This window comes from Ancylobacter mangrovi, assembly GCF_024752355.1.
GTDB classification, from domain to species: domain Bacteria; phylum Pseudomonadota; class Alphaproteobacteria; order Rhizobiales; family Xanthobacteraceae; genus Ancylobacter; species Ancylobacter mangrovi.
In genome coordinates this window covers 260,988-285,213 of the sequence record NZ_JANTHZ010000006.1, presented here as the reverse complement: position 1 = coordinate 285,213, position 24,226 = coordinate 260,988, and the positions used below count along the sequence as shown (strand labels likewise).

Below are 24,226 nucleotides of genomic sequence, written 5' to 3'. Positions count from 1 at the left end.
TTGCCGGTTGCGCGACTATATCAACAAGCGTCCAGGGGAGCCTCGTCAGGAGGCTGAGAGGCCATCGGCGCGTCGGTGACGCGGCATGGCGACCCTTTGAACCTGATCCAGTTGAGACTGGCGGAGGGAGGCGTGCATGACATCCCCGAATGGAGCGCATGACGGAGCGGTGACAGGCCGTGCCGCCAATGCGATGCGTGTCACCGTGGTCGGTGCCGGCGTGGCCGGGCTGACCTGCGCCCATGCGTTCGCCCAGCGCGGCGCGCAGGTGACCGTGATCGAACGCAGATCGGGCTCCGGGCAGGGCTGCTCCTGGTATGCGGGCGGCATGCTGGCGCCGTGGTGCGAGCGCGAGAGCGCCGAGCCGCTGATCGCCGAGCTCGGTCTCGAGTCGCTGGACTATTGGCGGCGCGAGGTGCCGGACGTGCCGAACGAGGGCAGCCTGGTGCTCGCCCAGCCGCGCGACCTGCCCGACCTGAGGCGCTTCTCGCGCCGCACGGAAGGCTATGAATGGGTCGACGGCGCGCGCATCGCGGCGCTGGAGCCGGACCTCGAGGGGCGTTTCGACCAGGGACTGTTCTTCCCGACCGAGGCGCATCTGGAGCCGCGCAAGGCGCTCGCCGCGCTGACCCGCCGGCTGACCGACGAGTTCGGCATCGACATGCGCTTCGAGGCCGACGGGTCGGACGGGGCGGGCGACGAGGCCGATCTGGTGGTCGATTGTCGCGGCCTCGCCGCGCGCGACCAGCTCGCGGATCTGCGCGGCGTGAAGGGCGAGATGCTGGTGCTCTATTCCACCGAGATCGCGCTGAAGCGCCCGGTGCGGATGCTGCACCCGCGCATCCCGGTCTACATCGTGCCGCGCGGCGACGGGCATTTCATGATCGGCGCCACCTCGATCGAGAACGACGAGCGCGGGCGCGTCACCGGGCGCTCCATGCTGGAGCTGCTGGGGTCGGTCTATGCGCTGCACCCCGCGTTCGGAGAGGCCGAGATTGTTGAGATCGGCGCGGATGTGCGCCCGGCCTTCCCGGACAACCTTCCGCGCCTTCGCCGGCGCGGCAAGACCATCTATGTGAACGGGCTGTATCGCCACGGCTTCCTAGCGGCGCCGGCGCTGGCGCGCCGGGCGGCGGAACTGGCGTTCGACGGGACCCGTTTCCCGGAGGTTATGGATGAAGATCCTCGTGAATGGTGAATCGGCCGACACCCGGGCCGGCACGCTCGCCGAGCTTCTCGGCGAGCTGGGCCTCGGCGAGGCCATCGTCGCGACGGCGCTGAACGGCGCCGTGGTACGCGCGGTCAAGCGCGCGGCAACGCCGATCGCTTCCGGCGATCGCGTGGAAATCCTCGCTCCGATGCAGGGAGGCTGAGATGGACGCTCTGACACCCAATGCGGCCGGCCTTGCCGACGCCGTGGAATTCTATGGCACGCGCGTGACCTCGCGGCTGCTGCTGGGCACCGCGCAATATCCCTCGCCCGCCATCCTCTCCGAGGCGATCCGCGCCAGCGGTGCGGAGATCGTCACCGTCTCGCTGCGGCGCGAATCCGGGGCCGCCAAGGCGGGGCAGAGCTTCTGGCAGATCATCCGCGACCTTGGCGTGAAGGTGCTGCCCAACACCGCCGGCTGCAAGACGGTGAAGGAAGCCGTCACCACCGCCGAGATGGCGCGCGACCTGTTCGACACGCCCTGGGTCAAGCTGGAGGTGATCGGCGAGGACGACACGCTCCAGCCCGACGTGTTCGGCCTCGTCGAGGCCGCGCGCATCCTCTCGCGCGACGGCTTCCAGGTGTTCCCCTACACGACCGACGACCTTGTCGTCGCCGAGAAGCTGATCGCGGCCGGCTGCGAGGTGCTGATGCCCTGGGGAGCGCCGATCGGCTCCGGCCGGGGGCTCAACAATCCCTACGGCCTGCGCTCGCTGCGCGCCCATTTCCCGCGCGTGCCGCTGGTGGTCGATGCGGGCATCGGCCTGCCCTCGCACGCCGCGGCGGCGATGGAGATGGGCTATGACGCGGTTCTGCTCAACACCGCGGTCGCCAAGGCGGGCGATCCGGTGCGCATGGCGCGCGCCTTCGCCCGCGCCATCGAGGCCGGGCGCGAGGCGGTGATCGCCGACCCGATGGAGGTGCGCGACATGGCCGCGCCGTCCACCCCGGTGATGGGCCGCGGCGTTTTCGGCGAGTGAGTTGTCCGGCAGGCAGGTTATGAAGCTCGATCCCTTCTATCTCATCGTCGACCGGGCCTCCTGGCTGCCGCGACTTCTGCCGCAGGGCGTGAAGCTGGTGCAGCTTCGCGCCAAGGACATGGAGCAGTCCCAGCTTCGCAGCGAGATCGCCGAGGCGCGCGACATCTGCCTGCGCTACGGCGCCCAACTCGTCGTCAACGACTACTGGCGGCTCGCCATCGAGGAAGGGTGCGATTTCGTCCATCTCGGCCAGGAGGACCTCGCCGAGGCCGACGTGGCGGCGATCCGGCGCGCCGGGCTCAAGCTCGGCATCAGCACCCATGACGAGGACGAGCTGGAGACCGCGCTGAAGGCGGAGCCCGACTATGTCGCGCTCGGCCCGGTCTACCCGACCATCCTGAAGAAGATGCGCTGGGATCCGCAGGGGCTGGAGCGCATCACCCAGTGGAAGCGCCGCATCGGCGACATACCGCTGGTGGGTATCGGCGGGCTGACCATCGCCCGCGCCGAGGGCGTGTTGCGGGCCGGCGCCGACAGCGTCGCCGTCGTCACCGACGTGCTGCTGAACGAAAATCCCGAAGTGCGCGCACGCGAATGGGTGGTCGCCACCCGCGAGGCGCCCATCTAGCGCGGCGTCCGGCGAAACGGGCTTTCCTGGCGTGTGGACCGGCTGGCGTTCGTGGTAATTTTTCCCGGTGCGGGAATACCGGGTGCGGCCCGCGCCGTGTCCGATCCGTTTTGCGTTCCTGAGTGGCATGAGCGAAACGCGCGCGCCGCGTCCCGGCAGGCTCCAGCGCGGGTGAAGTGCATTGCGTCGGATGGTCTTCGCTGGCGGCGTTACGCGCCGCTTGCAGGTTGTGTCTCGGCCCCCTAAAGGTATCGGGATCATGTGCGCTCTGGAGTGGACTCCGCATTGATGATCGAGCTCATTCTGCATATCGGCATGGGAAAGACGGGAACCACGTCGATCCAGTATGCCCTGGGCTCGAATCATGGCTGCCTGAGCCGACAGCGCACCCAATATCTGGGGTTGTGGTTCGACCTGATCGATCCGCGCTTCTCCGGCGACATGGGACATGAGGCCTTCGGCGCGCTCTCCGAGGCCGAGATGCGACGGGCCGCCGGAATTTTCGTAAAGCGGCTCGAGCGGTTGCGGGCGGAATCGGGGATCACGCGGTTCATCATTTCCAACGAGGCGATCTATGGCCTCACCGAGGAGAACTGCACTCGTCTGGCCGATCACTTCGCGCCCTTCATCGCCACGCTCAGGAAGCATCTGAAGGTCCGGATCATCGTCTATGTGCGCGATCCGTATGACTGGCTTCCCTCGGCCTATACGCAGTGGGGAATTCACCACAAGATCATGCGGGGTCCCGTGCGGCCCTATGGCGAGCTGGCCCGCGCGCTGGTCGGCACCTATGCGGGGCTGCTGCGGTGGAAACACCATCATCCCGACTTGCTGGAGGTGCGCCGCTTCGACAAGTCGATCGACGTGGTCGACGATTTCTGCTCGACCGTCGGCATAGAGCTCGAGAACGCGCAGGACCGGGTGCTCGAACGCTCCTCCGTCCCGGAATCGGTGTTCAGGTTCGTCTTCAACAGCGGCTTCGAGGAGGAAGCCGTGCCGGAGCGGTTCGACATCGCCATGGGTGGGCTGAGCCTTTCCAACGCGCCGACGCTCCACGAGGTCATCTGCGACGGCTTCTGCTATCGCGAGACGGCTGACATTCTCGAGGACAACCGCCAGATGTTCTCCTCGATCCGCGACAGCATCGGGATCGACTTCCTTTCCGGGCCGCTGAACGCCGAGCTGCCAAAGGAGGGGCCGGTGCGGGAACGCCTGGTAGAACAGCTCGTCTATGTCGTAGCGGCCCAGTCGGACCGGATCGCCTCGCTGGAGGCGGCGGTGGAGAAGCTCAAGGGGCGACGGGGGCGGCGGGTGCGCCGGCTGCTCGGGCGCATCGGCGCCTCGTTTCCCGACATGATGCGCACGAAGACCGTGCGCTAGCCGCGCGGGTGGCGCGGGCGGCTACTCGTTCGCCCGGTGCCGGCGATAGGCAAGGCCCCGATCAGGCCTATTCCGCGGCGAGCGACGTGCCGGCGAAAGCGCGCTCCATCTCGCGGCGCAGGCGGATGATGGGGCTGTCGCCCGCATCGACGTCCGCCCAGCCGACGACCTCGCCGGCGGGGATGTCGCGCTTCAGGGTCATGTGGTGGGCGAGACCGATCGGCAGCGCGCCGCGCGCGAGCGAGGTGGCGGCCGGCAGCAGCTTGCCCCACACGGTGAAGCCGCCTTCGCCGTCCAGCACCTCGCCGGCCTTCAGCCCTCGCTTGGTGACCGCGACGACGTCGCCATTGAACGCGTCCGTGGTGCCGGTCGGCTCGCCGCGCAGCGCGGCCGAGGCGACGCTGACGCCGAGTTCCAGCCCGATCAGGTGATTGGGGCGGTAGAGTGCGGTGTAGCGGCCGGTGGAATCGGTCACCACGCCATATTCCTTGAAGCAGCGCCGGGCATAGTCGCCGCTCGGGCCGGGGTCGGCCTCGAACACGACATAGACGCCCCAGCGCAGGTCCCGGTAGACCGGGCGCCCGTCGCGCTCCAGGCTGGAGATCGTCTCGACGATGCCCGCCTGCTCCATCAGCCCGCCCGCCGCGCGAGGGCGCAGGATGGCGGCGAGGTCGTCGACGCCGCAGGGCGGGAAGACGAGCCCGTCCGACGGTGCCCGCAGCCCGGCAGCATTGGCGATGGCGGCCATCTCGATCGCCGACTTGGTGCCGTCGAGGAATGAATTGAACATCTGCGGGTTCATGCCGCCCTCGGCCGCCTGCTCGGGGGTGAGGCCGTAATGGTCCCACACCGTATCGGGCGTCGAAGCGTGATATGCGGGCAGGTACTTCGTACCCTTGCCGGCGGCCACCACCGAGAAGCCGCAGCAGCGTGCCCAGTCGACCATCTCGCACACCAGCGCCGGCTGGTCGCCATAGGCCATGGAATAGACGATGCCCGCCTGTCGGGCGCGGGCGGCGAGCAGCGGGCCGACCAGCGCGTCGGCCTCCACCGTCACCATCACGATGTGCCGGCCGTGCTCGATCGCCTTGAGCGCGTGGGCGGCGCCGGCCGCCGGGCTGCCGGTCGCCTCGATCACCACGTCGAGCCCGTCGGCCGTGATCAGCGCCTCGGCATCCTCGGTCAGCATGGTGCGGCCGGTGCGGCGCGCCTCGTCGAAGGAGGCGGCGATGGCGGCGTCCGCGTCCCAGCCGGTCCGCTCCAGCGCCGCCCGGGCGCGGGGCGCGGACAGGTCGGCGATGCCGAGCAGGTGCAGGCCGGGCGTGGTGCGCACCTGCGACAGGAACATGGAGCCGAACTTGCCGGCGCCGATCAGGCCGACGCGGACCGGGCGGCCGGCATCGGCGCGCTCTTTGAGCAGGCGGGCGAGATTCATGGGACGCGTTTCCTCCTGGCGAAGCGCCCTGCGGCGCTTTTGTTACGGGGCGCCCCTTGATGGGCGCTCCATTTGCGGGACCTTCCGGCGCGTCCCGTCGGTCGGTTGCCGGCGCGGGTCTGGCGACCCGCGCGGCCGTTCCTAGCCGGCGACGGCCCGGTTCTGGGCCGGGCGCTCGGCGGGAGCCGTGCTGGCGTTGGAAGCCCCGTTCGCGGCTCCATTGTTGGCGGTCGGCGCCTTGGCGGAATCGGCCGCCTTGCCGGTGTCGCCCGCCTTGGCGGCCTTTTCCTGCAGCGCGCGGATGCGGTCGGCGAGCGGGAGCGGACTGTTCTTCTTGCGCTTGCCCGCGGGCGCGGCCGCCAGCAGGGCGTCGATCGGCGAGTCGGGGCCTTCCAGCGCCGCGGTGAGGCGGGCCACCTCGGCGGCGATGTCGCTGATGCGCTCGCGTAGCTGCGCGCCGTCATCGGCGTCCTCCGGCACGCCGGCGGCGGTCGGGATCAGCGCGTCGAGGCGCTTCTGCAGCTCGGCGCGGTCCTCGCGCGCCTTCGCCAGCGCCCCTTCCAGCATCGCCTTCTCGGCGCGCACCATCTCGGCGGCGTCGTTCGCCTGGCGGGCGGCGGCCTCAGCGCTCGCCTGCGCGGCGCGGGCCGATCCGGTGACCTCCCGCGCGTCGGTCTCGACGGCGTCGCGCCGGGCCTCGGCGCTGCGGGTGCGCTGCTCCAGAGAGTCCGCGCGCAGGCTCAGCGCGGCGACTTCGGCCCGCAGCGCGGCGGCTTCGGCGCTGACGGTGCCGAGCTCGTTCTCGGTCTCGGCGAGGCGGGTCTTGAGGTCGCGATTGCTCGTCACCTCGACCGACAGGCTCTCGGAGGTGGCGCGCAGCGTGGTGCGCTCGGTCTCGAGATGGGCATTGGTCGCGGCCAGCAGCCGCTCGAGCTCGGCGACGCGGCCGTGAAGCGTGCCGCGCTCGGTGGTCAGCGCGACATGCTCGATCTTGAGCTCGTTCTCGCGCGAGGTGGTCTCGTCGAGATCCTGGCGGGCGGTGGCGAGCTCGGCGAGCGTGGCGGCAAGCCGGGCGCGCGTCTCCTCCAGCTCGCGCTCGCGCAGGGCAAGGCTCTCGCTGGTCTCGACGTCCTTTTGGGTGAGGCTGTCGTGGCGGGACTGCAGGTCCTGGAGCCCGGCCAGCGCCTCGTCGAGGCTGGCCTTGCGCGCGCGCAGCTCCTCGTCCCGGCGGGTGACGTCGGCGAACAGCTCGGCGGCGCGGGCCTGATGGCGGTCGACCTCCAGCTCGAGCCGGCGGGTCTCGACGGCGAACTCGGCGCGCTGCTCGTCCTTGTCGGCCTGGATCTCGGCCAGCGTGACGGGAATGGCGTTCTCGACGCGGCGGCGGGTGAGCCGGACCGCGCGGCGCCAGACCGCCGGCAATACCAGCAGCGCCAGCAGCGTCGCGGTCAGGAAGCCTATCGCGGCATACATGATCGGCTCGATCATGTGCGGTCTCACCTCGTGCGTGGCGTGTCGGGCGTGTCGATCGGCACAGCCTAGCGGCCAACGGTTACAAACACCAAAACGGCCGGGGTCACCCCGGCCGCTATCCTGCAACGCCCCGTTAACTCAGAACGGATTCCAGGTCGCGGTGGGCGTGAACTTGAGGTAGCCGATATTGGCGCCCAGTCGCACACCGACGCCGGAGCGGATCGGTACCACCACGATATTGTCCGAGGCGAGGGCCGTCATGCCGAATCCGGCGACGAAATAGGCCGAGCCCGAAATGCCGCCGAAGCGGCGGAAGATGTCGTTTATCGAGTTCAGATTGTAGACCAGGATCATGGTCCGCGCGCCGTCGCCGCCGAAGTCCCAGCCGAGCGAGGGCCCCTGCCAGAACACCTTCACGTCGCCGGCATTGCGGGTGTAGAGCGTACCCTCGCCGTAGCGCAGGCCGCCGACGAAGGCGCCGGAGCCCTCCTGGCCGAGGATGTAGCCGTTCGGCTGGCCCCACTGGTTGACCGCCTTCTCGATCGACAGGGCGAGGCCGCGCGAGACCTCGCCGAAGAAGCCGTGGCCCTGCTGGAGCAGTTCGTCGCTGGAATAGGTGCTCTGGGCCGGCGCGGCGGCGGGCTGCTGGTACTGGCCCTGCGGATACTGCCCCTGCGCGTACTGGCCCTTGCCGGCCGGGGCCTGGGCATAAGGACCCTGGCCGTACGGGCCCTGATTGTACTGTCCCTGGTTGTACTGGCCCTGGGGATACTGGCTCTGGCGGGGCTGGCTCTGGGCGTAGGGGTCTTGCGCATATTGGGCCTGCGCGGGCGCTGCGGCGATGGGTATGGCGGCGAGCGAGGCGAGGCAGGCAAGAAGGGCGCGCAAGGTCGGCATTGGCGGTCTCGCGTTCTGATCTGAAGACGTGTGCAACGGCCGTGAGGGCCGCCGGCCCGGGTATCATTAGCATGGAGTAAGACCTTAGGAAGGCGTCGGGGGCGCCCTCGCGCCCGGTTGCGCGCGGGTGTGATCCACAAGCCTCGCCCCGGACGTCGCCGCGACCTCACGCAACGTCCCGGCGCGTTCTCCTGCCTCGCGGCGCCCGCCGGTGCCGGCGCACCGGGCGAGCGGACAGGGTACGGGACGAGGCTCGGCGCGAGGTTGGCGGGAGCAGGCGCGCGGTGTATCCAGCGATGAAACCGCGCCGCGCCACAGCCGGTGATTCGTCCAGATCCGACAGACAGAGGGACGCGATGACGACCGCCATCGACCTCGACAAGCTCGACCTTGCCGCCCTTTTGTGCTCGCGCGTGTGCCACGACGTGATCAGCCCGGTGGGCGCGATCGTGAACGGGCTCGAGGTGCTCGAGGACGAGGACGACCCGAGCATGAAGGCGTTCGCGCTCGACCTCATCGCCAAGAGCGCCAAGCAGGCCTCCGCCCGGCTCCAGTTCGCGCGGCTCGCCTTCGGCGCCGCCGGCTCGGCGGGTGCACAGATCGACACCGGCGACGCGGAGAACGTCGCCCGCGGCTTCATCCAGGACGACCGCACCAGCCTCGAATGGAGCGTGCCGCGCGCGCTGCTGCCGAAGAACAAGGTCAAGCTGCTGCTCAACCTGCTTCTGGTCGCCGTCTCCACCATTCCGCGCGGCGGGCGCATCGCGCTGAGCGCGACCGGGGAGGGCGAGGCGGGCGGCTTCCAGCTTCGCAGCGAAGGCAGCCACGCGCGCATTCCCCCGCATCTGGCGGACCTCTTGGCCGGCAACGCGCCCGATGGCGGCATGGTCGATGCGCACGCCATCCAGCCCCATTATACCGGCCTGCTGGCGCGGGCGACGGGCTTCGCCATCCGGCTCTCGCATGAGGGCGATGCGGTGGCGATCACGGTCGAGACGGCCTGAGCCCGATTCACCCAGCGGCATCTTTCAGAAGACATTAACGCGATCGGGGGAAAACTCTGGCTGCGCGCCCTGCGTGGGGCGCGTGAGTTGAGTTTACCCGTGGTTGCCCATGTTGATGCCCGACGCCGATCGCTTCCTGTCCGCCACTGCCCGCCCGGTGCGAGTTCCACCGGCGCCGGAGCGTGCGCAGGTGCTCGTCTTTTCGCTGCACGGCATGCAGTTCGCGCTGCCAGCGAGCCGCGCCATCAACGTGATGCCGCTCTCCGGCGAGCGCTGGGACCGCATGGCCCGCATGGCGCAGGCGGGAACGCTCGGCACCAGCGGGCTGCCGCTGGTGCGCCTTTCCGACCGGCTCGGCCGCGCGGAGGCGATCGGGCCGGGCGAGGGGGCGCTGGTTCTGTTCGGCACGGAAGGGCGGGTGCGCGCGACGCTGCTGCTCGACGCCATGCCGCAGCGCGTGACGGCCGAGGTGGCGACGCTGCCGGCCGACTGGCGCGACCGCTTCGCGCCCTGCGAGGACATGATCGCCGGTATCGCCCGGCTGGCCGATGGCAGCCAGGCGGCGCTGCTCGACATGCCGATGGGCATCGCCGCGGCGCGCCCACGGGTGAGCGTGCCCTGCGCGCGTGACACGGCCCATCTTCTGGTACGCGCCGGAAGGCGCGAGCTCGAGGCGGTGCGCGTGGCCGCGCTGCGCGGGATGAACCCGATCGACGGGCGCAGCGGGCGCATGCTGCTGCTGCTCGGCGGGGAAGGCGAGGCGGTGGCGGTCGACGAGGTGGTCGGGCTGGCGCCGGCCGGGCGCATCGAGCGGCTCGGCGGCGAACGCTTCCTGGTGACGGGCGAGACCCGCTATCGCCTGCTTGAGCCGGGCGAGACCGTGCCGAGCACGACCGGGGCGGCGCGCGTGCTGCTGACCGCGCCGCAGGGGCCGGGGCGGGCGCTCATGGGCGACATCGTTCGCTCCATGGGGCACGACGTGTCGCTGGCCGACGACCCGCGCGCGGCGCGGCTGGCGGGCGATCGCTTCGACGTGGTGCTGGTCGACCTCGACGCCTATGAACTGGCCGGCCAGATGGACGGGGGCCGTGCCCGGCGCATCGGCTTCACGGCCGGGGGGCACCCGCCGGTGCCGGACGGCTTCGACGCCGTGGTGCCGGCCGGCGACGGCGTGGCGCTGGTCGCGGCGCTGCTGGTCCGGCGCGCCCGCGCCGCCTGATCTCCCTATCGTTCACGGTCGCGGCATCCGGCAACGCCCCTGCTTTCCGGCGGCAGCGGCGGTGATATCCTCGCGCCGTTGATCCTCGGAGCGAGCCCTTTCCCGCATGCACATCGTCCGGCTCTGGTTGCGGCTTTCGCGGCTGGTCGTCGCCCTGCTGGCGCTGGGGGCGATGCTCGCCGCCCCTTCGGGCGCGATGGCGGCCATGTCGGCCCCGCCGATGCCCTGCCACGCGGCGGAAACGGCCGTCGGCATGGCGATGAAGGGCGATATGTCCGCCGGCCATGACGCGGGCGCTCCTCTCGCGACCACGCACGACCATGCCGGCATGGCCGGAGCGGGCCTGCCAACCGGCCCGGGGCGGGCCATGCTCTTCCTGCATCTGTGCTGCGCGCTCGGCCAGCTCGCGATGGCGCCGTCGGACGGGGCGGGCCTCGCCCGTCCCGAGGCACGCCCGCTCGCCTTCGACGCGGCCGCGTCCCGCCTTCCCGCCGGCTGGACGCTCGCCATCCCGGAGCCTCCGCCCCGTTCCGTCTGACCGCATGCCCAAGCGCCGGGCGTCCATGCGGGCGCCCGATCACACGGAACAGACGGAGATTCCAATGAGAACCCTGATCACGGCGGCGCTCGGCGCCGCAGCCATCCTCGCGCTTCCCACGCTAGCGGCTGCCCAGAGCAGCCCGATGCCGATGGACCCCGGCACGATGAAGCAAGGCACCATGGAGCCCGGCACGATGGAGCCTGGCGCCATGGGGCACGGCGCCATGGGGCACGACATGTCGATGCCGGGAGGCGTGGCGAGCGGCTCGACCCGCGCCTTCGAGGAGGCCAATGAGCGCATGCACCACGACATGGGGATCGAATATTCCGGCAATGCGGATGTCGATTTCGTGCGCGGCATGATCCCCCATCACATGGGGGCGGTCGAGATGGCGCGGGTCGAGCTCCAGTTCGGCAAGGATCCCGAGCTGCGCAAGCTGGCCGAGGACATCATCGCGGCGCAGGAGAAGGAGATCGCCTTCATGAAGGGCTGGCTGGCCGGCAACGCCAAATAGCCGTGCCTTCCCACGGTGCCGGGCCGGCCATGCCGCGCCCGGTGCTTCGCCCGAGGGCGCCAAAAACGAAAACCCCGCCGTGAGGCGGGGTTTTTTGCGATCGGGAAGGGGAGGCCGGTTCAGGCCGGGATGCGCTGGGGCTCCTCGCCCATGTCGCGCAGCACGTAGCCGCGGCCCCATACGGTCTCGATGAAATTGTGGCCCTGCGAGGCGTTGGCGAGCTTCTTGCGCAGCTTGCAGATGAAGACGTCGATGATCTTCAGCTCGGGCTCGTCCATGCCGCCATAGAGATGGTTGAGGAACATCTCCTTGGTGAGCGTGGTGCCCTTGCGCAGGGAAAGCAGCTCCAGCATCTGGTATTCCTTGCCGGTGAGATGCACGCGGTTGCCCGCGACCTCGACCGTCTTGGTGTCCAGATTGACCACTAGGTCGCCGGTGATGATGACCGACTGGGCATGGCCCTTGGAGCGGCGCACGATGGCGTGGATGCGGGCCACCAGCTCGTCCTTGTGGAACGGCTTGGTGAGATAGTCGTCGGCGCCGAAGCCGAGGCCCTTCACCTTGTCCTCGATGCCGGCGAGGCCGGAGAGGATGAGGATGGGCGTCTTCACCTTGGCGACGCGCAGGCCCTTCAGCACGTCATAGCCCGACATGTCGGGAAGGTTCAGATCCAGCAGGATGATGTCGTAATCGTAGAGCTTGCCGAGATCGACACCCTCTTCCCCGAGATCCGTCGTGTAGACGTTGAAGCTCTCGGACTTGAGCATCAGCTCGATGCTCTGCGCGGTCGCGCGGTCGTCCTCGATGAGCAAGACGCGCATGCCAATCCCCTTCCCTCGCCATGGCCCCGGGGGTTTTCAGCGCTCAATCGGACAACTCCCGTACCGAGCGTGACCCCACCCCGCGCCCGGCCCAGCACACCGATTCGTTCTTCCGTGCGATATGGGTAACAAAATCTGATTCCCGAGCACAAGCGGGAACTCGAATTTTCTTCGAGTCTTCCCGCAAGAGGCTGGCAGCGAACCAGAAAATTTGAACTCAGTCGCTAAAGTCGAACGTTAAGATGCACCCATAAGTGAGTCAGCCGACTCTGCTTTTGGCATTGATCGGCAGTCCACACCGGACGATGACGCGATCATTAATGAGGCCGGTAAACAAATCGTTTCCATCGCCTTGAAGAGTCGTGGATTCCCGTGCCGCGGTACCTTTAAGGCGCAAAGAGTAAGGAAGCGGCAACATCTGTTGGCGATCATGAGGCTGCCGCCGCGTAAGGGCGGACCGAACCGGATGCGTGCCCGCCAGCCGAAAGAGCCCGGCGTGCATACGGCCCGAGCAGGAGTAAAGCCGGCCATGAAGTCGCTCGATACAATCGTCCGCCTCAAGCGGTTCCAGATGGAAGAGAAGCGTCGCCATCTGGTGCAGATCCAGACCATGATCGCGGATTTCGACCGCATGGCGCGTGATCTGGAGCGCGAGATCGAGGCCGAGGAGCAGCGCTCCGGCATCGTCGACACCCAGCATTTCGCCTATTCGACCTATGCCCGCGCCGCCGCCAACCGGCGCGACAATCTGCGCCGCTCGGCCGACGAGCTGAAAGGCCAGCTCGACGAGGCGCAGGTCGCGCTCGACGCCGCGCGCGAGGAACTGGAGAAGGTCGAGGCGCTGAGCGAGCGCGAGCGCGCCGACACGCCGGTCGAGATCGCCCCGCGCAATGCCGGCGGGCGCGCCCGCGCCGTCCTCGGCGCCTGAGGCGCCGTCCTTTCAGTCGATCAGAGGGGCATGGGGCGCGGCATCGGCCGCCAGAAGCCCCGACAGGCGCGGATCGTGCGCCACCTCGATGGCCCTCGCATAGGGCACGAAGCCGGCCCGCCGGTAGAACTCCACGGCGCCCTGCATGTCGAGCGTGCAGGTGTGGACATGCACCCGGCGTGGATCAGCCGCCCAGGCCAGCGCCAGGGCGCGGTTCATCATGAAGCTTCCCGCGCCGCTGCCCACCATCTCCGGCACCACGCCGAAAAAGGCCAGCTCCACCTCGCCCGGCCGACGGAAGTCGAGCTCCAGCAGGCCGACCTCCGCGCCGGCACGCTTCAGCACGTAGACGCCCACCAGAGGGTCGGCGAGCAGCGCGCCGAGTGCCGCCTCGTCCATCTCCAGCCGCGAGAACCACAGCCAGCGCTCGCCCACGCGGCGGAACAGCGCACGGTACCAGCGCGGATCGGGCGAGGGGACCTTCTCCAGCACCAGGTCGTGGCCCGGCTTCTCGGGCAGCGGCGGCGACGGCGCCTTCATTTCCATGAAGGTCACGATCGCCGCGATGCTGCCCGCCGGCAGGGGCGTATAGCCGTCGAGCTCGAGCGCCGGGGCGGCTTTGGCCGGGTGGTCGGAGGTCGTCATTCGGGTGCCCTGATGAACCGCTTGCGCTATATCATGAGCGTGCGCGGCGGGCTTCACAGGCCGGTAATTTCCGATATTATGCGGATAATTATATTCAATACATAAAATGAGAGTGAATTAATGACGGTGGCGGTCACCATCGAAGAGGTCGGCAAGTCGTTCGGCAGCGGCACGCCCGCGCTCGCCGGCATCTCGCTCGACGTGGCGCCGGGCGAGCTGGTGGCGCTGCTCGGCCCGTCCGGGTCGGGCAAGACCACGCTGCTGCGCATCGTCGCCGGGCTGGAGCAGCCGAGCACGGGGCGGGTGCTGTTCAATGGCGAGGACGCGCTGTCGGTGCCGGTGCGCCGGCGCGGCATCGGCTTCGTGTTCCAGAACTACGCGCTATTCCGGCACATGACGGTGGCCGAGAACGTCGCCTTCGGCCTGCGCTCGCGCCCGCGCGCCCAGCGCCCGCCCGAGGCCGAGATCAAGGGCCGGGTGGCGGACCTGCTCGCGCTGGTGCAACTCGAAGCCTTTGGCGGGCGGTTCCCGGCCCAGCTTTCGGGCGGCCAGCGCCAGCGTGTGGCGCTCGCCCGCGCGCTCGCCATCGAGCCGCGGGTGCTGCTGCTCGACGAGCCGTTCGGCGCGCTCGACGCGCTGGTGCGCAAGGAACTGCGCCGCTGGCTGCGCGAACTCCATGACCGCACCGGCCACACCACGCTGTTCGTCACCCACGACCAGGAGGAGGCTCTGGAGCTCGCCGACCGCGTGGTGGTGATGGGCCGCGGCCGGATCGAGCAGGTCGGCACGCCCGACGATGTCTATGACCGCCCGGCCACCGCGGCCGTGTTCGGCTTCATGGGCGAATCGAGCCGTATCGAGGTCGATGTGCGCGAGGGCGTCGCGGTCGCCGGCTCCACGGCCATCGCCGCCGCGACCCAGCCGGTGCCGGACGGGCCGGGCCTGCTCTATGTGCGCCCGCACGACATCTCGCTCGGCCTGCCGGGCACGCCCGGGCTGAGGGGCGAGGTGCGCGCCTTCCGCCGCCACGGCGCGATCCGCCGGGTCGAGGTGGAGGTCGGCAACGCGCTGTTCGAGGCCGACATCGCCCCGACCGTGCGGGTGCCGATCGGCGAGAAGGTGGCGGTGCGGCTGGACCGGGCGCGGCTGTTCGCGTCCGGCGGGCCGGGCGTCGACTGCCGCCCGCCGCCGCCCCAGCAGCCGGGCGATTACGCGATCTGAGAACCCCGCCGGCGCCCCCGTGCGGGCGCCGTCCGGTCAGCGCGGCTTGAGGAGGTAGGCCGCCTCGTGGGCGGGATGGCCGCCTTTCAGCCCACCCTTCATCTCGTGCATCTCGGCGCAGGCGACGTGGTAGGCGGCGCCGTAGTGGCGGCGCACCTCGTGCTCGGTCACCGAGAAGGGCGGGCCGATCGCCAGCGAGGGGTCGTATTCGAAGGTGATCAGAAGCTGCGGCGCGTGCCGGGTCACGGCCGCCAGATGGGCGGCGTAGCGCCCGCGCATCGGCTCGGGCAGGGCGACGAGGGCGGCGCGGTCATAGACGCCGGCGACCTCGCCCAGCGTCTCGCGGTCGAGATCGAGGAAATCGCCGACGAAGACGGTGAGCCGCCCCGCCTCGAAGCGCTCCAGCGGCCCCTGGTCCGTCACTTCGGGGTCGAGCCCCAGTTCGGCGAAGAGCTGCTCCACCGCCAGCCGGCTCAGCTCGGCGCCGACCACGGCGTAGCCCTGTCCCAGCAGCCAGTGAACGTCGCGGCTCTTCCCGCACAGGGGCACGAAGACGCGGGCGCCAGGCGCGAGGCCGAGCGCGGAAAAGTGGCGCAGCAGCAGCGCGTTGGTCTCGCCCTGGTGGAAGCCGATCTCGTCGCTCCGCCACTTCCGATGCCAGAATTCCTCGTCCATCGCAGCGACCTCCGGAGTGTGCGCGGGCGGCGCGCCCACGGTTCCGCATCCATAGGCCAGCCTCCGGCGCCGTTCAATCGGCCGGAAGTCGCGGCGTCACGGGCCGGTGCGGCGGATGAAGGCGCCGAAGGCGCGCGGGCCGTCGGCGACCGGGATGTCGGCGAGGAGCTTCAGCGTCTTCGCGTCGATCACGCCGAGCGTGTTGGTCTCCCAGTTGGCGACATAGACCAGCGTCCCGTCGCGGCTCGCCGCGATGCCCTCGGGATAGTCGCCGACCGGGATGGCGGCCAGCTTCTCGAAGCTCGTCACGTCGAACACGGTGACGGTCGAGGCGTACTGGTCGGTGCTGAAGGCGCGGCCCTGCGCCAGCGCCACCACATAGGGATGGTCGCCCACCGGCACGGTGGCGACGACCTTGCGCGCGGGAATGTCGATCACGCTGACGTCGTTCGAGACCACGTTGGCGGTGTAGGCGCGCTTGCCGGCCGCGTCGATGGTGACACCGAAGGGCCGTGTGCCGACGGCGACGGTGGCGACGCGCTTGAGGCTCGCCGTGTCGATGAGGCTCACCTGGTTGGAATCGCGGTCGGCGGAGAGCAGCAGCCGGCCGTCCGGCGTCACGGCGAGGCCGGAGGGGGAGTCGCCCACCTTCACCTCGCCGGTGATCGCCCCGCTCGCGGCGTCGACCGCGACGATGCGGTGCTGGTACCAGTCGGCGACATAGACCGGGCTGCCGGAAGGATGCACCGCGACGCCGAGCGGCCCGCCGCCGACATCGACGCGGTGCAGCACCTTGCGGGCGGCCGCGTCGATGATGGTCAGTGTCTTGCCGTCCGGCGAGGTGACGAAGGCGCGGGCGCCGTCGGGGGAGACGGCGATGCCGGCCGGCTTGCCGGGAATCGGCAGCGTCGCCACTACCTTGCGGGTGGGCAGGTCGACGATGGAGAGCATCTCCGCCGGCTGCGAGGTGACGAAGGCCTCGTCCGCCCGCGCGCCGGGCGCCGCCGTCAGCGCGGCGCCGAGGAGGGCGGCCGGCAGAAGCGCGCGGAGCCGGCGGGCGGCGGGGCGCGGGAGATGGGCTGCAAGGCGATGCGGCATGGAGCTTTTCCTGCCTTCCGGGCGCTCTTCGCGAGAAGGGGGCCGAGGCGTGCCATGGCTCGGCGGCGAGGCGGTGCCGGCATCCGCGGCACGGGTCCGCGCGGGGCAGATGGCGGGCGGAGGGGCAGGCGTCGGGCACCGGAGGGGGCGCCGAAGGGGCTAGAGGGCGCGCCGCGGGGGCGCGCCCGAAGCGGCGGCTCAGTTTCCGCCTTCGACCTTCTTCTTCAGCCCGGCGAGGCCGGCCTTGTAGACCGCGGTGACCGCCTTGATCGCCGCCTCGTCGTTCAGCTCCGGCGGGGGATCGTTGTTCGGGTAGCCGCGATAGAAGGCGCCCTTCCATTCGACTTCGGACTTCTTGCCGTCGTCGAGCGGGGTCACGGTGAGCCAGGACGAGTAGTTGGTGACCGGGAGCACCTTCACGTCGACCTGCTCGATCCGGTACATCAGCATCATCTTCTCGGGCTCGTACTTGGCGATCACCTCGTCGATGGTGCCGCCCCCCTGAAGAACGAGGCGCCGCTTGGCGCCGACCACGTTGCCGCCCGTGCCCTCGGTCTTCTCGACCGGCGGCAGCCAGCTCATGTCGTGGAACTCGCCGATCACCGCCCAGACCTTGGCCGGGGGCGCGTCGATCTCGATCGTCTCGGTGATCTTCTGGCGGGTCGGCCCGTGCGCGTCGGCGGAGTGCGGCGCGGCCGTGAAGGCGAGGGCAGCCGCCGCGAGCGCGGCGGTAAGCAGCTTGAGTTTCATCGTTTCCATCCCGGAGTGGTCTCGGCCGGGCGTTGGGCGCCCGTTATCCGCAGTCTAGGGAGAGAAACCGGCTTCGTGAACTCTTCTTACGGCTAAAATCGTCGCAGGATATTCTTAGAAGTTCTTAAGAAAATTCTTTGAGAATCCTAAGAAAGGCGGCGCCGAATGCCTCCAGCTTGGCGGCGCCCACGCCGCGTATGCCGCCGAGCTCGGAGCGCGTGCGCGGATGGCCGACGGCCATCTCCTCCAGCGTGCGGTCGGCGAAGATCACATAGGCCGGCACCCCGCGCTCGGCGGCGAGCTCGCGGCGCAGCGCCTTCAGCTTGCCGAGCAGGGCGGCCTCGGCCGGGGGCAGCTCCACCGCGTCCTCGCGCCGCGCATGGCGGTCGCGCTTGTGCCGGGTCGGCGCGCGCAGGGTGAAGGCGCGGGTGCCGGCGAGGATCGAGCTGCCGGCCTCGGTGAGCTCCAGCGCGCCGAAGCGCTGCGGGTCGGCATGCAGCGCGTTGGTGGCGACGAGCTGGCGCAGCAGCGCCCGCCATTCGCTCGCCGGCTTGTCGGCGCCGGCGCCGAACTCGGCCAGCCGGTCGTGGCCGCGCCCGCACACCTGGTCGCTGCGCTGGCCGGTGACGAGGCTCGCTATGTAGGCGGCGCCGTAGCGTTCGCCGCTGGCGCGCACCAGCCGCAGCACGAGCTGGGCCGAGCGGCTGGCGTCCACCACCTTGGGCGGATCGCGGCACACGTCGCAGGCCCCGCAGGCCTTGGCCCGCTCGCCGAAATAGCCCAGCAGCACCGCGCGCCGGCAGGTGACGGCCTCGCAGAAGCCGACCATGGCGTCGAGCCGGCGGGCCTCCACCATCTTGCGCTCGGGCGAGGAATCCTCCTCGTCGAGGAAGCGCCGGCGGGTGGCGATGTCGCCGGCCGAGTAGAGCAGCAGCGCCTCGGACGCCGCGCCGTCGCGGCCGGCGCGGCCGATCTCCTGGTAATAGGCTTCCAGCGTGCCCGGCGCGTCGGCATGCAGCACATAGCGCACGTCCGACTTGTCGATGCCCATGCCGAAGGCGACGGTGGCGACCATGACCACGCCGTCCTCGGCGAGGAACACCTCCTGGTTGGCGGCGCGCGCCTCCGGGCTCATGCCGGCATGGTAGGGCAGGGCGCGGATGCCGAGGCCGGAGAGACGCGACGCGGTCTCCTCCACCTTCTTGCGCGAGATGCGGTAGATGATGCCGGAGACGTTCGGGCGCGCCTTCACGAAGCTCTCGATCTGCCGCACCGGGTCCTTCTTGTCCTCGACGCCGATGAAGATGTTCGGCCGGTCGAAGCCGGAGACGAACACCCGCGCCTGCCCGCCGAACAGGCGCTCCACGATGTCGTCGCGGGTGGCGCGGTCGGCGGTGGCGGTGAGCGCCACCAGCGCGATGTCGGGGAAGATCTCGCGCAGGCGGCCGAGGCCGAGATATTCGTTGCGGAAGGAATGGCCCCATTGCGAGATGCAGTGCGCCTCGTCCACCGCGATCAGGCCGAGCGGCAGGCGGGAGATGGCGGAGAGCATCCGCTCGGTCATCAGCCGCTCGGGGGCGAGGTAGAGCAGGCTGACCTCGCCCGCCGCCACCCGGCGCCAGATGGCGACATTGTCCTCGCGCGACTTCCCGGAATGGATCGCCTCGGCCGCCACGCCCTGCAGCTTCAGCGCGTTCACCTGGTCGTCCATCAGCGCGATGAGCGGGGAGATGACGAGCGAGAGCCCGCCATGCACCAGCGCGGGAAGCTGGTAGCACAGCGACTTGCCGGCGCCGGTCGGCATCACCGCCAGCGTCGGCACGCCGGCGAGCACCGAATCGACCACGTCCTGCTGGCCCGGCCGGAACCGGTCGAAGCCGAACACCTCGGCGAGGCGGCTGCGCTTCAGCGCCTCGATCTCGGGCGGCAGCACGGCGGCGGTGGGCGAAACCATGTTCATCAGGCGGACGTCGTGCTCCGGCTCGTGTCGCGGCTCTTGCCCTCGCGCGGCGGCGCGGAAATGGTGTCAGACGCCGTTCCAACGGATTCGGCGCGCCCGATCCTTCCGACAGAATCACCCGCGATGGCCCTCGACCTTACTCTCGGTTTAACCCTGCTGGCGCTGCTGTGCGAGGCCGCCTTCGGCTATCCGCGCTTTCTGTTCGATCGCATCGGCCATCCGGTGATGTGGATCGGCTGGCTTATCCACCTGCTCGACACCCATCTCAACAGCGAGGCCGACGCGCCGATGGAGCGCCGGCTCGACGGCGTGGCGACGCTCGCCGTCGTGCTGGCGGTGTGCATCGGCGCGGGCGTGGCGCTGCAGGCGCTCGCCCTCGCGCTGCCGGCCGGCTTCGTCATCGCCGCGCTGGCGGGCTCGACCCTGCTAGCGCAGCGCAGCCTCTACGAGCACGTGGCGCGGGTGGCGGACGGGCTGGAGCATGGCCTTGCCGAGGGGCGGGCGGCGGTGGCGCACATCGTCGGGCGCGATCCCGAGGCGCTGGACGAGGCGGGGGTGGCGCGGGCGGCGATCGAGAGCCTGGCGGAGAACTTCTCCGACGGCATCGTCGCGCCGGCGCTGTGGATGGCGGTGGGCGGCATCGCCGGCGCGGTCGCCTACAAGGGCGTGAACACGGCCGACAGCATGATCGGCCACCGCACCCGCCGCTATGCCGAGTTCGGCTGGGCCTCGGCCCGGTTCGACGATCTGCTCAACCTGCCGGCGGCGCGGCTCGCCGGGGTGCTGGTCGGGATCGGGGCGGTGTTCGTGCCGGGCGCCTCGCCGCTGCGGGCATGGCGGGCGATGTGGCGCGACGCCGGCGAGCACCGCTCGCCCAATGCCGGCTGGCCGGAGGCGGCCTTCGCCGGCGCGCTGGGGCTCGCTCTCGCCGGGCCGCGCCAGTATGGCGGGCAGATGAGCGACGACGGCATCATGGGCGCGGGCGGACGGCGCGAATGCACCGCGCAGGACATACGCCGCGCGCTTCGGCTCTACCGCGCGGCGGACGCGGCGACGATCGCGCTGGCGGCGATCGGCTGGCTGGCGGCGGTGCTGGCGATGTGAGGCCTCAGCCGCGCGCCAGCTCCAGCAGCCGGTCGAGATCGACATGGGCGGCGAGATGGGCGGCGAGGGCGTCGAGCGTCTCCTCCACGCCCTCCTCGTAGCGAAGTCCGCTCGGCGGAGCGCCGAGACGCGCGAGCCAGGCGGCGCGCTGGGCATCGTCGGCGAACAGGCCGTGCGCATAGGTGCCCATGACGCGCCCATCGGCCGAGACCGCGCCTTCCGGGCCTTCGCCGTCGATCAGCGCGAAGGGGCGCGCGCGGCCGGGACCTTCGGTCACGCCCATATGCATCTCGTAGCCGCTGAAGCTCACGCTCTCCGCCGTGCCGGTGACGGCGACGAGGCGCTTCTCGCCCGAGAGCACGGTGTCGACCTCGATCAGGCCGAGGCCGGGAACCGTGCCGGGCGGGCCCTCGATGCCGTCCGGGTCGGACAAGGTGCGCCCGAGCATCTGGTAGCCCCCGCACAGGCCGAGCACCCGCCCGCCGCGCCGTACATGGGCGGCGATGTCGATGTCCCAGCCATTGGCGCGCAGCGCGGCGAGGTCCGGTATGGTCGATTTCGAGCCGGGCAGGATGACGAGGTCGGCATCGCCCGGCAGCGCCTCGCCGGGGCGCACGCGCACCACCTCGACCCCCGGTTCGGCGTCGAGTGGGTCGATGTCGTCGAAATTGGCGATGCGCGGCAGCAGCGGCACCGCGATGCGCAGTTTCGCTCCCGGCTTGGCGAGGGGCGCGGCGTCGAGGGCCAGCGCGTCCTCGGCCGGCAGGCGGCGGGCCCCGGGAAAGAAGGGGACGAGGCCGAGCGCTGCCCAGCCGGTGCGGGCGGCGATCTCCTCCATGCCGCTCGCGAACAGCGCCGGGTCGCCGCGGAAGCGGTTGACGAGGAAGCCGCGGATCATCGCCGCGTCCTCCTCCGCCAGCACCGCCCGCGTCCCGACGAGGCTGGCGATGACGCCACCACGGTCGATGTCGCCGATCAGCACGACGGGCACGTTCGCGGCGCGGGCGAAGCCCATATTGGCGATGTCGTTGGCGCGCAGATTGATCTCGGAGGCCGAGCCCGCGCCCTCCACCAGCACGAGGTCGGCCTCGGCGGCGAGGCGCCCGTAGCTCTCCATCACGGCGGCCAGGAGAGAGGGCTTGAGGCGCTGGTAGTCGGCCGCCTTCGCATTGCCGCGGGCGCGGCCCTGCACCACCACCTGCGCGCCGATGTCGCTCTGCGGCTTCAGCAGCACCGGGTTCATGTGGACGGAGGGGGCGACCCGCGCGGCACGGGCCTGCAGCGCCTGCGCGCGGCCGATCTCGCCGCCGTCAGGAGTGACGGCGGCGTTGTTCGACATGTTCTGCGGCTTGAAGGGGCGGACCTTGAGCCCGCGATTGGAGAAGGCGCGGGCGAGGCCGGCGACGATCAGCGACTTGCCGACATCCGAGCCGGTGCCCTGGAACATGAGGGCGCGCGCCCTCATGGCACGCCCGCGCCGCGCGGTCCGGTCAGGCCCGGCGCGATTCCAGATAGTCGACGCGGCGCTCGAGATTGGCCTCGCGCACCATGCCCGGGATCAGGAACAGGTCGACGAACTGGCCGATGCCCAGCAGGCCGACGGTCAGCAGCCACAGAGCGCCGGTCCAGTAGCGGCCGGCATAGAAGCGGTGGATGCCGCACACGCCGATCAGGCCGAAGAACCAGAACAGATAGGCGATGGGGGTGGAGCGCATCGGCGCGGAACTCCCTGAAGCCGCGCCGCGACAGCCGGCGCCTTTCTTCACATAAGGATGCCTCAGCGGAATTTCGAGGTCGCGCGGCGCGGAAGGCCATCAGAATTCGATGCCCTTCTGCGCCTTCACCCCGGCCTTGAAGTGATGCTTGACCAGCGTCATCTCGGTGACGAGGTCGGCCGCCTCGATCAGCGCCGGCTTGGCATTGCGGCCGGTGACGACGACGTGCAGCCCCTCGCGGCGGGCTTTGAGCGTCGCGATCACCTCGTCGAGGGGGAGGTAGTCGTAGCGCAGCGCGATGTTGAGCTCGTCGAGGATGAGGAGGCCGATGCTCTCGTCGGCCATCAGCTCGCACGCCTTCTCCCAGGCGCGGCGAGCGGCGGCGGTGTCGCGGGCGAGGTCCTGCGTCTCCCAGGTGAAGCCCTCGCCCATGGTGTGCCATTCCACCCGCGCGCCGAAGGCCGCGAGCGCGTCGCGCTCGGCGGAGTGCCAGGCGCCCTTGATGAACTGGACGACGCCGACCCGCGTGCCCGCCTGCCCCTCCGGCTGGCCCAGCGTGCGCAGGGCGAGGCCGAAGGCGGCGGTAGACTTGCCCTTGCCGGCGCCGGTGTGGACGATCAGCAGGCCCTTTTCCTGCGTCTTCGAGGCGACCTCGGCATCCTGCACCGCCTTGCGCTTTTCCATCTTCGCGCGGTGGCGGGCGGCCTCTTCGGCGGGGATGTCGCTCATCCTTTGACCCTCATCGGAAGCCCGGCGACCATGAAGATCACCCGGTCGGCCTTCTCGGCAACCATCTGGTTGAGCCGGCCCTGCGCGTCGCGGAAGCGCCGGGCGAGCGCGTTGTCCGGCACGATGCCGAGCCCGACCTCGTTGGAGACCACGACCAGCGGCGCCTTGCACGCGCCGAGCGCGGCGGCGAGCGCGGCGCTCTCGGCCGCGACATCGGCCCCGGCCAGCATGCGGTTGGTGAGCCAGAGCGTCAGGCAGTCGACCAGCACCGGGCGATCCGCCGGCAGGCCGGCGAGGGCGGTGGCGAGGTCGTGCGGCGCGTCGAGCGTGTGCCAGTCCTCGGCACGGCGGGAGCGGTGGAGCGCGATGCGCTCCGCCATCTCCGCGTCATGGGCCTCGGCGGTGGCGATGTAGGTCCAGGGCGGGGCGAGGCGCTCGACCAGTTCCTCGGCGTGCCGGCTCTTGCCGGAGCGGGCGCCGCCGAGGACGAAGGTGAGGCTCACGCCGGCCGGGCCGCGAGCGGCGCGGAGGCCTGCGCGGCGAAGCGCGGGCGCAGATAGCCGCAGAGCCCGCCGAGCAGCACCCAGAACACGAAACTCGCGACCGTGCTCGCCACCACGAAGCTGTGGTGCAGCGCTTCCGGGATCGGAGTCTCGTAGCTCGGCGGCTGCGGCGCGCCGATGGCGTGCGGCACCACGATCACCGCCACGCCGAGCGCGGCGAGCAGCGGCGAGCGGCCGAACACCAGCAGGCCCAGCCCGGTCGCGGTGGCGGCGGCGGTGCCGATCCACCAGAGCTGGCGCGCCATGAGGTCGGCGGCCGGCATGGCGGGCAGCTCCGGCGGAAGGCCGATCTGCGGGGCGATGGTGAACACCGCGAAGCCGGCGAAGCCCCACACTATTCCCTGCCGCCAGTCCTTCAGCCCGCCGGCGAGCTCGCTCGCCGCCAGCAGCAGCAGCGCGAAGCCGAAGCCGGTGAGCGCCATGAACACGAAGGTGAGGCCGTTGCGCTCGAAGCCGTTGGCCGGCTCCCAGCCCTCGTCGTCGTGCACGTGCGCCGCGACCGCGGTGGCGGCCGTTTCCCCGGCGCCGGCCTCGTGCGTGGTGGCGTCGTCGTGGGGGGCGGCATCGTGGGTGTGGGCGGCCGGCGCGGCGTCGCCGGCTTCCTCATAGGCCTCGGCCTTGAGGATGAGGGGCGCGGTGCCGACCATATGGATGCCGGCAACCACTACTCCAGTACCTATACCGGCGAGAGCGGCAGTGAACAGCAAAGTCCTGAACAGCGACATGTTGAACGCTT

26 protein-coding genes and 1 riboswitch are annotated in these 24,226 nt (G+C 70.5%); of the genes, 12 read left to right on the top strand and 14 right to left on the bottom strand.

Translation table 11 applies throughout. The annotated features are described in order from the left end of the window. Window positions 1-23 precede the first annotated feature (23 nt). Window positions 24-145: riboswitch (TPP riboswitch) on the top strand. A gap of 48 nt (window positions 146-193) precedes the next feature. The 5 genes from NVS89_RS14995 (at window position 194) to NVS89_RS14975 (ending at window position 4,198) form a co-directional block, all read left to right on the top strand. After that, entirely contained in the window at window positions 194-1,198 is a 1,005-nt protein-coding gene (locus NVS89_RS14995) for an FAD-dependent oxidoreductase (protein ID WP_258733591.1), read from the top strand. Beyond that, on the top strand, window positions 1,176-1,373 hold the full coding sequence (gene thiS / locus NVS89_RS14990) for a sulfur carrier protein ThiS (protein ID WP_258733562.1): 198 nt from the start codon (window positions 1,176-1,178) through the stop codon (window positions 1,371-1,373). The genes NVS89_RS14995 and thiS overlap by 23 nt, the downstream gene beginning before the upstream one ends. A gap of 1 nt (window position 1,374) precedes the next feature. Then, window positions 1,375-2,190: a thiazole synthase gene (locus tag NVS89_RS14985; protein ID WP_258733561.1), complete on the top strand. Its 816-nt coding sequence runs from the start codon at window positions 1,375-1,377 to the stop codon at window positions 2,188-2,190. A gap of 19 nt (window positions 2,191-2,209) precedes the next feature. Then, the gene (locus tag NVS89_RS14980; RefSeq protein WP_258733560.1) at window positions 2,210-2,818 is read left to right on the top strand and encodes a thiamine phosphate synthase; all 609 of its coding nucleotides are present in this window, start codon (window positions 2,210-2,212) and stop codon (window positions 2,816-2,818) included. A 288-nt stretch (window positions 2,819-3,106) separates the two neighbouring features. After that, window positions 3,107-4,198, top strand: a complete 1,092-nt coding sequence (locus NVS89_RS14975) for a hypothetical protein (protein ID WP_258733559.1) — start codon at window positions 3,107-3,109, stop codon at window positions 4,196-4,198. 67 nt (window positions 4,199-4,265) lie between these two features. Here NVS89_RS14975 and NVS89_RS14970 read toward each other — a convergent pair whose 3' ends face one another. The 3 genes from NVS89_RS14970 to NVS89_RS14960 form a co-directional block, all read right to left on the bottom strand. Next, a complete protein-coding gene (locus NVS89_RS14970; RefSeq protein ID WP_258733558.1) occupies window positions 4,266-5,633 on the bottom strand; it encodes an NAD(P)H-dependent oxidoreductase in 1,368 nt (455 codons plus the stop codon). Between the two features lie 141 nt (window positions 5,634-5,774). Continuing rightward, entirely contained in the window at window positions 5,775-7,121 is a 1,347-nt protein-coding gene (locus NVS89_RS14965; RefSeq protein ID WP_258733557.1) for a coiled-coil domain-containing protein, read from the bottom strand. Between the two features lie 123 nt (window positions 7,122-7,244). Further along, window positions 7,245-8,003, bottom strand: a complete 759-nt coding sequence (locus tag NVS89_RS14960; RefSeq protein WP_258733556.1) for a DUF1134 domain-containing protein — start codon at window positions 8,001-8,003, stop codon at window positions 7,245-7,247. A 356-nt stretch (window positions 8,004-8,359) separates the two neighbouring features. On the opposite strand from NVS89_RS14960, the gene chpT reads away from it, so the two are divergent. The 4 genes from chpT to copM all read left to right on the top strand — a co-directional run bounded on the left by chpT (window position 8,360) and on the right by copM (window position 11,281). Continuing rightward, window positions 8,360-9,007, top strand: coding sequence for a histidine phosphotransferase ChpT (gene chpT / locus NVS89_RS14955; RefSeq protein WP_258733555.1), 648 nt, complete (start codon window positions 8,360-8,362; stop codon window positions 9,005-9,007). Window positions 9,008-9,197: 190 nt separating this feature from the next. Then, window positions 9,198-10,226, top strand: coding sequence for a chemotaxis protein CheW (locus NVS89_RS14950; RefSeq protein WP_258733554.1), 1,029 nt, complete (start codon window positions 9,198-9,200; stop codon window positions 10,224-10,226). A 106-nt stretch (window positions 10,227-10,332) separates the two neighbouring features. Next, window positions 10,333-10,764 (top strand): hypothetical protein, encoded by a 432-nt coding sequence (locus NVS89_RS14945; RefSeq protein ID WP_258733553.1) that lies wholly within the window; start codon window positions 10,333-10,335, stop codon window positions 10,762-10,764. A gap of 64 nt (window positions 10,765-10,828) precedes the next feature. Next, window positions 10,829-11,281, top strand: a complete 453-nt coding sequence (gene copM / locus NVS89_RS14940) for a CopM family metallochaperone (RefSeq protein ID WP_258733552.1) — start codon at window positions 10,829-10,831, stop codon at window positions 11,279-11,281. A gap of 119 nt (window positions 11,282-11,400) precedes the next feature. On the opposite strand, the gene ctrA is transcribed toward copM, so the two are convergent. Then, window positions 11,401-12,102, bottom strand: coding sequence for a response regulator transcription factor CtrA (ctrA, locus tag NVS89_RS14935; RefSeq protein ID WP_258733551.1), 702 nt, complete (start codon window positions 12,100-12,102; stop codon window positions 11,401-11,403). 529 nt (window positions 12,103-12,631) lie between these two features. Here ctrA and NVS89_RS14930 point away from each other — a divergent pair. After that, complete coding sequence (locus NVS89_RS14930; RefSeq protein ID WP_258733550.1) at window positions 12,632-13,030, top strand: flagellar FliJ family protein; 399 nt, start codon at window positions 12,632-12,634, stop codon at window positions 13,028-13,030. Between the two features lie 12 nt (window positions 13,031-13,042). Here NVS89_RS14930 and NVS89_RS14925 read toward each other — a convergent pair whose 3' ends face one another. After that, on the bottom strand, window positions 13,043-13,675 hold the full coding sequence (locus NVS89_RS14925; protein WP_258733549.1) for a GNAT family N-acetyltransferase: 633 nt from the start codon (window positions 13,673-13,675) through the stop codon (window positions 13,043-13,045). 120 nt (window positions 13,676-13,795) lie between these two features. Here NVS89_RS14925 and NVS89_RS14920 point away from each other — a divergent pair, with 120 nt between their 5' ends. Next, on the top strand, window positions 13,796-14,896 hold the full coding sequence (locus NVS89_RS14920) for a sulfate/molybdate ABC transporter ATP-binding protein (RefSeq protein ID WP_258733548.1): 1,101 nt from the start codon (window positions 13,796-13,798) through the stop codon (window positions 14,894-14,896). Between the two features lie 36 nt (window positions 14,897-14,932). Here NVS89_RS14920 and tmpT read toward each other — a convergent pair whose 3' ends face one another. The 4 genes from tmpT to recQ form a co-directional block, all read right to left on the bottom strand. Beyond that, window positions 14,933-15,571: a thiopurine S-methyltransferase gene (gene tmpT, locus NVS89_RS14915; RefSeq protein WP_258733547.1), complete on the bottom strand. Its 639-nt coding sequence runs from the start codon at window positions 15,569-15,571 to the stop codon at window positions 14,933-14,935. A gap of 96 nt (window positions 15,572-15,667) precedes the next feature. Then, a complete protein-coding gene (locus tag NVS89_RS14910) occupies window positions 15,668-16,669 on the bottom strand; it encodes a YVTN family beta-propeller repeat protein (protein WP_258733546.1) in 1,002 nt (333 codons plus the stop codon). A 198-nt stretch (window positions 16,670-16,867) separates the two neighbouring features. Next, the gene (locus NVS89_RS14905) at window positions 16,868-17,419 is read right to left on the bottom strand and encodes an SRPBCC family protein (protein WP_258733545.1); all 552 of its coding nucleotides are present in this window, start codon (window positions 17,417-17,419) and stop codon (window positions 16,868-16,870) included. Between the two features lie 124 nt (window positions 17,420-17,543). After that, a complete protein-coding gene (gene recQ / locus NVS89_RS14900; RefSeq protein WP_258733544.1) occupies window positions 17,544-19,379 on the bottom strand; it encodes a DNA helicase RecQ in 1,836 nt (611 codons plus the stop codon). Between the two features lie 123 nt (window positions 19,380-19,502). Between recQ and cbiB the strand changes: the two genes are divergently transcribed. After that, window positions 19,503-20,483 (top strand): adenosylcobinamide-phosphate synthase CbiB, encoded by a 981-nt coding sequence (gene cbiB, locus NVS89_RS14895; RefSeq protein ID WP_258733543.1) that lies wholly within the window; start codon window positions 19,503-19,505, stop codon window positions 20,481-20,483. A 4-nt stretch (window positions 20,484-20,487) separates the two neighbouring features. On the opposite strand, the gene NVS89_RS14890 is transcribed toward cbiB, so the two are convergent. From NVS89_RS14890 to NVS89_RS14870, 5 genes are all read right to left on the bottom strand, one after another. Next, entirely contained in the window at window positions 20,488-21,948 is a 1,461-nt protein-coding gene (locus NVS89_RS14890) for a cobyric acid synthase (RefSeq protein ID WP_258733542.1), read from the bottom strand. A gap of 25 nt (window positions 21,949-21,973) precedes the next feature. Beyond that, entirely contained in the window at window positions 21,974-22,198 is a 225-nt protein-coding gene (locus NVS89_RS14885) for an NINE protein (protein WP_258733541.1), read from the bottom strand. A gap of 99 nt (window positions 22,199-22,297) precedes the next feature. Then, window positions 22,298-22,927: a cob(I)yrinic acid a,c-diamide adenosyltransferase gene (cobO, locus tag NVS89_RS14880; protein ID WP_258733540.1), complete on the bottom strand. Its 630-nt coding sequence runs from the start codon at window positions 22,925-22,927 to the stop codon at window positions 22,298-22,300. Beyond that, window positions 22,924-23,430: a bifunctional adenosylcobinamide kinase/adenosylcobinamide-phosphate guanylyltransferase gene (gene cobU / locus NVS89_RS14875; protein WP_258733539.1), complete on the bottom strand. Its 507-nt coding sequence runs from the start codon at window positions 23,428-23,430 to the stop codon at window positions 22,924-22,926. The genes cobO and cobU overlap by 4 nt, the downstream gene beginning before the upstream one ends. Beyond that, window positions 23,427-24,215 (bottom strand): CbtA family protein, encoded by a 789-nt coding sequence (locus tag NVS89_RS14870; protein ID WP_258733538.1) that lies wholly within the window; start codon window positions 24,213-24,215, stop codon window positions 23,427-23,429. Before NVS89_RS14870 ends, cobU begins: the two co-directional genes overlap by 4 nt. Window positions 24,216-24,226: the final 11 nt, after the last annotated feature.

Excerpts from the sequence above, each read along its gene's own strand:
- NVS89_RS14995 (WP_258733591.1), top strand. The coding sequence starts at position 194 with ATGCGTGTCACCGTGGTCGGTGCCGGCGTGGCCGGGCTGACCTGCGCC.
- thiS (WP_258733562.1), top strand. The coding sequence starts at position 1,176 with ATGAAGATCCTCGTGAATGGTGAATCGGCCGACACCCGGGCCGGCACG.
- NVS89_RS14985 (WP_258733561.1), top strand. The coding sequence starts at position 1,375 with ATGGACGCTCTGACACCCAATGCGGCCGGCCTTGCCGACGCCGTGGAA.
- NVS89_RS14980 (WP_258733560.1), top strand. The coding sequence starts at position 2,210 with ATGAAGCTCGATCCCTTCTATCTCATCGTCGACCGGGCCTCCTGGCTG.
- NVS89_RS14975 (WP_258733559.1), top strand. The coding sequence starts at position 3,107 with ATGATCGAGCTCATTCTGCATATCGGCATGGGAAAGACGGGAACCACG.
- NVS89_RS14970 (WP_258733558.1), bottom strand. The coding sequence starts at position 5,633 with ATGAATCTCGCCCGCCTGCTCAAAGAGCGCGCCGATGCCGGCCGCCCG.
- NVS89_RS14965 (WP_258733557.1), bottom strand. The coding sequence starts at position 7,121 with ATGATCGAGCCGATCATGTATGCCGCGATAGGCTTCCTGACCGCGACG.
- NVS89_RS14960 (WP_258733556.1), bottom strand. The coding sequence starts at position 8,003 with ATGCCGACCTTGCGCGCCCTTCTTGCCTGCCTCGCCTCGCTCGCCGCC.
- chpT (WP_258733555.1), top strand. The coding sequence starts at position 8,360 with ATGACGACCGCCATCGACCTCGACAAGCTCGACCTTGCCGCCCTTTTG.
- NVS89_RS14945 (WP_258733553.1), top strand. The coding sequence starts at position 10,333 with ATGCACATCGTCCGGCTCTGGTTGCGGCTTTCGCGGCTGGTCGTCGCC.
- copM (WP_258733552.1), top strand. The coding sequence starts at position 10,829 with ATGAGAACCCTGATCACGGCGGCGCTCGGCGCCGCAGCCATCCTCGCG.
- ctrA (WP_258733551.1), bottom strand. The coding sequence starts at position 12,102 with ATGCGCGTCTTGCTCATCGAGGACGACCGCGCGACCGCGCAGAGCATC.
- NVS89_RS14930 (WP_258733550.1), top strand. The coding sequence starts at position 12,632 with ATGAAGTCGCTCGATACAATCGTCCGCCTCAAGCGGTTCCAGATGGAA.
- NVS89_RS14925 (WP_258733549.1), bottom strand. The coding sequence starts at position 13,675 with ATGACGACCTCCGACCACCCGGCCAAAGCCGCCCCGGCGCTCGAGCTC.
- NVS89_RS14920 (WP_258733548.1), top strand. The coding sequence starts at position 13,796 with ATGACGGTGGCGGTCACCATCGAAGAGGTCGGCAAGTCGTTCGGCAGC.
- tmpT (WP_258733547.1), bottom strand. The coding sequence starts at position 15,571 with ATGGACGAGGAATTCTGGCATCGGAAGTGGCGGAGCGACGAGATCGGC.
- NVS89_RS14910 (WP_258733546.1), bottom strand. The coding sequence starts at position 16,669 with ATGCCGCATCGCCTTGCAGCCCATCTCCCGCGCCCCGCCGCCCGCCGG.
- NVS89_RS14905 (WP_258733545.1), bottom strand. The coding sequence starts at position 17,419 with ATGAAACTCAAGCTGCTTACCGCCGCGCTCGCGGCGGCTGCCCTCGCC.
- recQ (WP_258733544.1), bottom strand. The coding sequence starts at position 19,379 with ATGAACATGGTTTCGCCCACCGCCGCCGTGCTGCCGCCCGAGATCGAG.
- cbiB (WP_258733543.1), top strand. The coding sequence starts at position 19,503 with ATGGCCCTCGACCTTACTCTCGGTTTAACCCTGCTGGCGCTGCTGTGC.
- NVS89_RS14890 (WP_258733542.1), bottom strand. The coding sequence starts at position 21,948 with ATGAGGGCGCGCGCCCTCATGTTCCAGGGCACCGGCTCGGATGTCGGC.
- NVS89_RS14885 (WP_258733541.1), bottom strand. The coding sequence starts at position 22,198 with ATGCGCTCCACCCCCATCGCCTATCTGTTCTGGTTCTTCGGCCTGATC.
- cobO (WP_258733540.1), bottom strand. The coding sequence starts at position 22,927 with ATGAGCGACATCCCCGCCGAAGAGGCCGCCCGCCACCGCGCGAAGATG.
- NVS89_RS14870 (WP_258733538.1), bottom strand. The coding sequence starts at position 24,215 with ATGTCGCTGTTCAGGACTTTGCTGTTCACTGCCGCTCTCGCCGGTATA.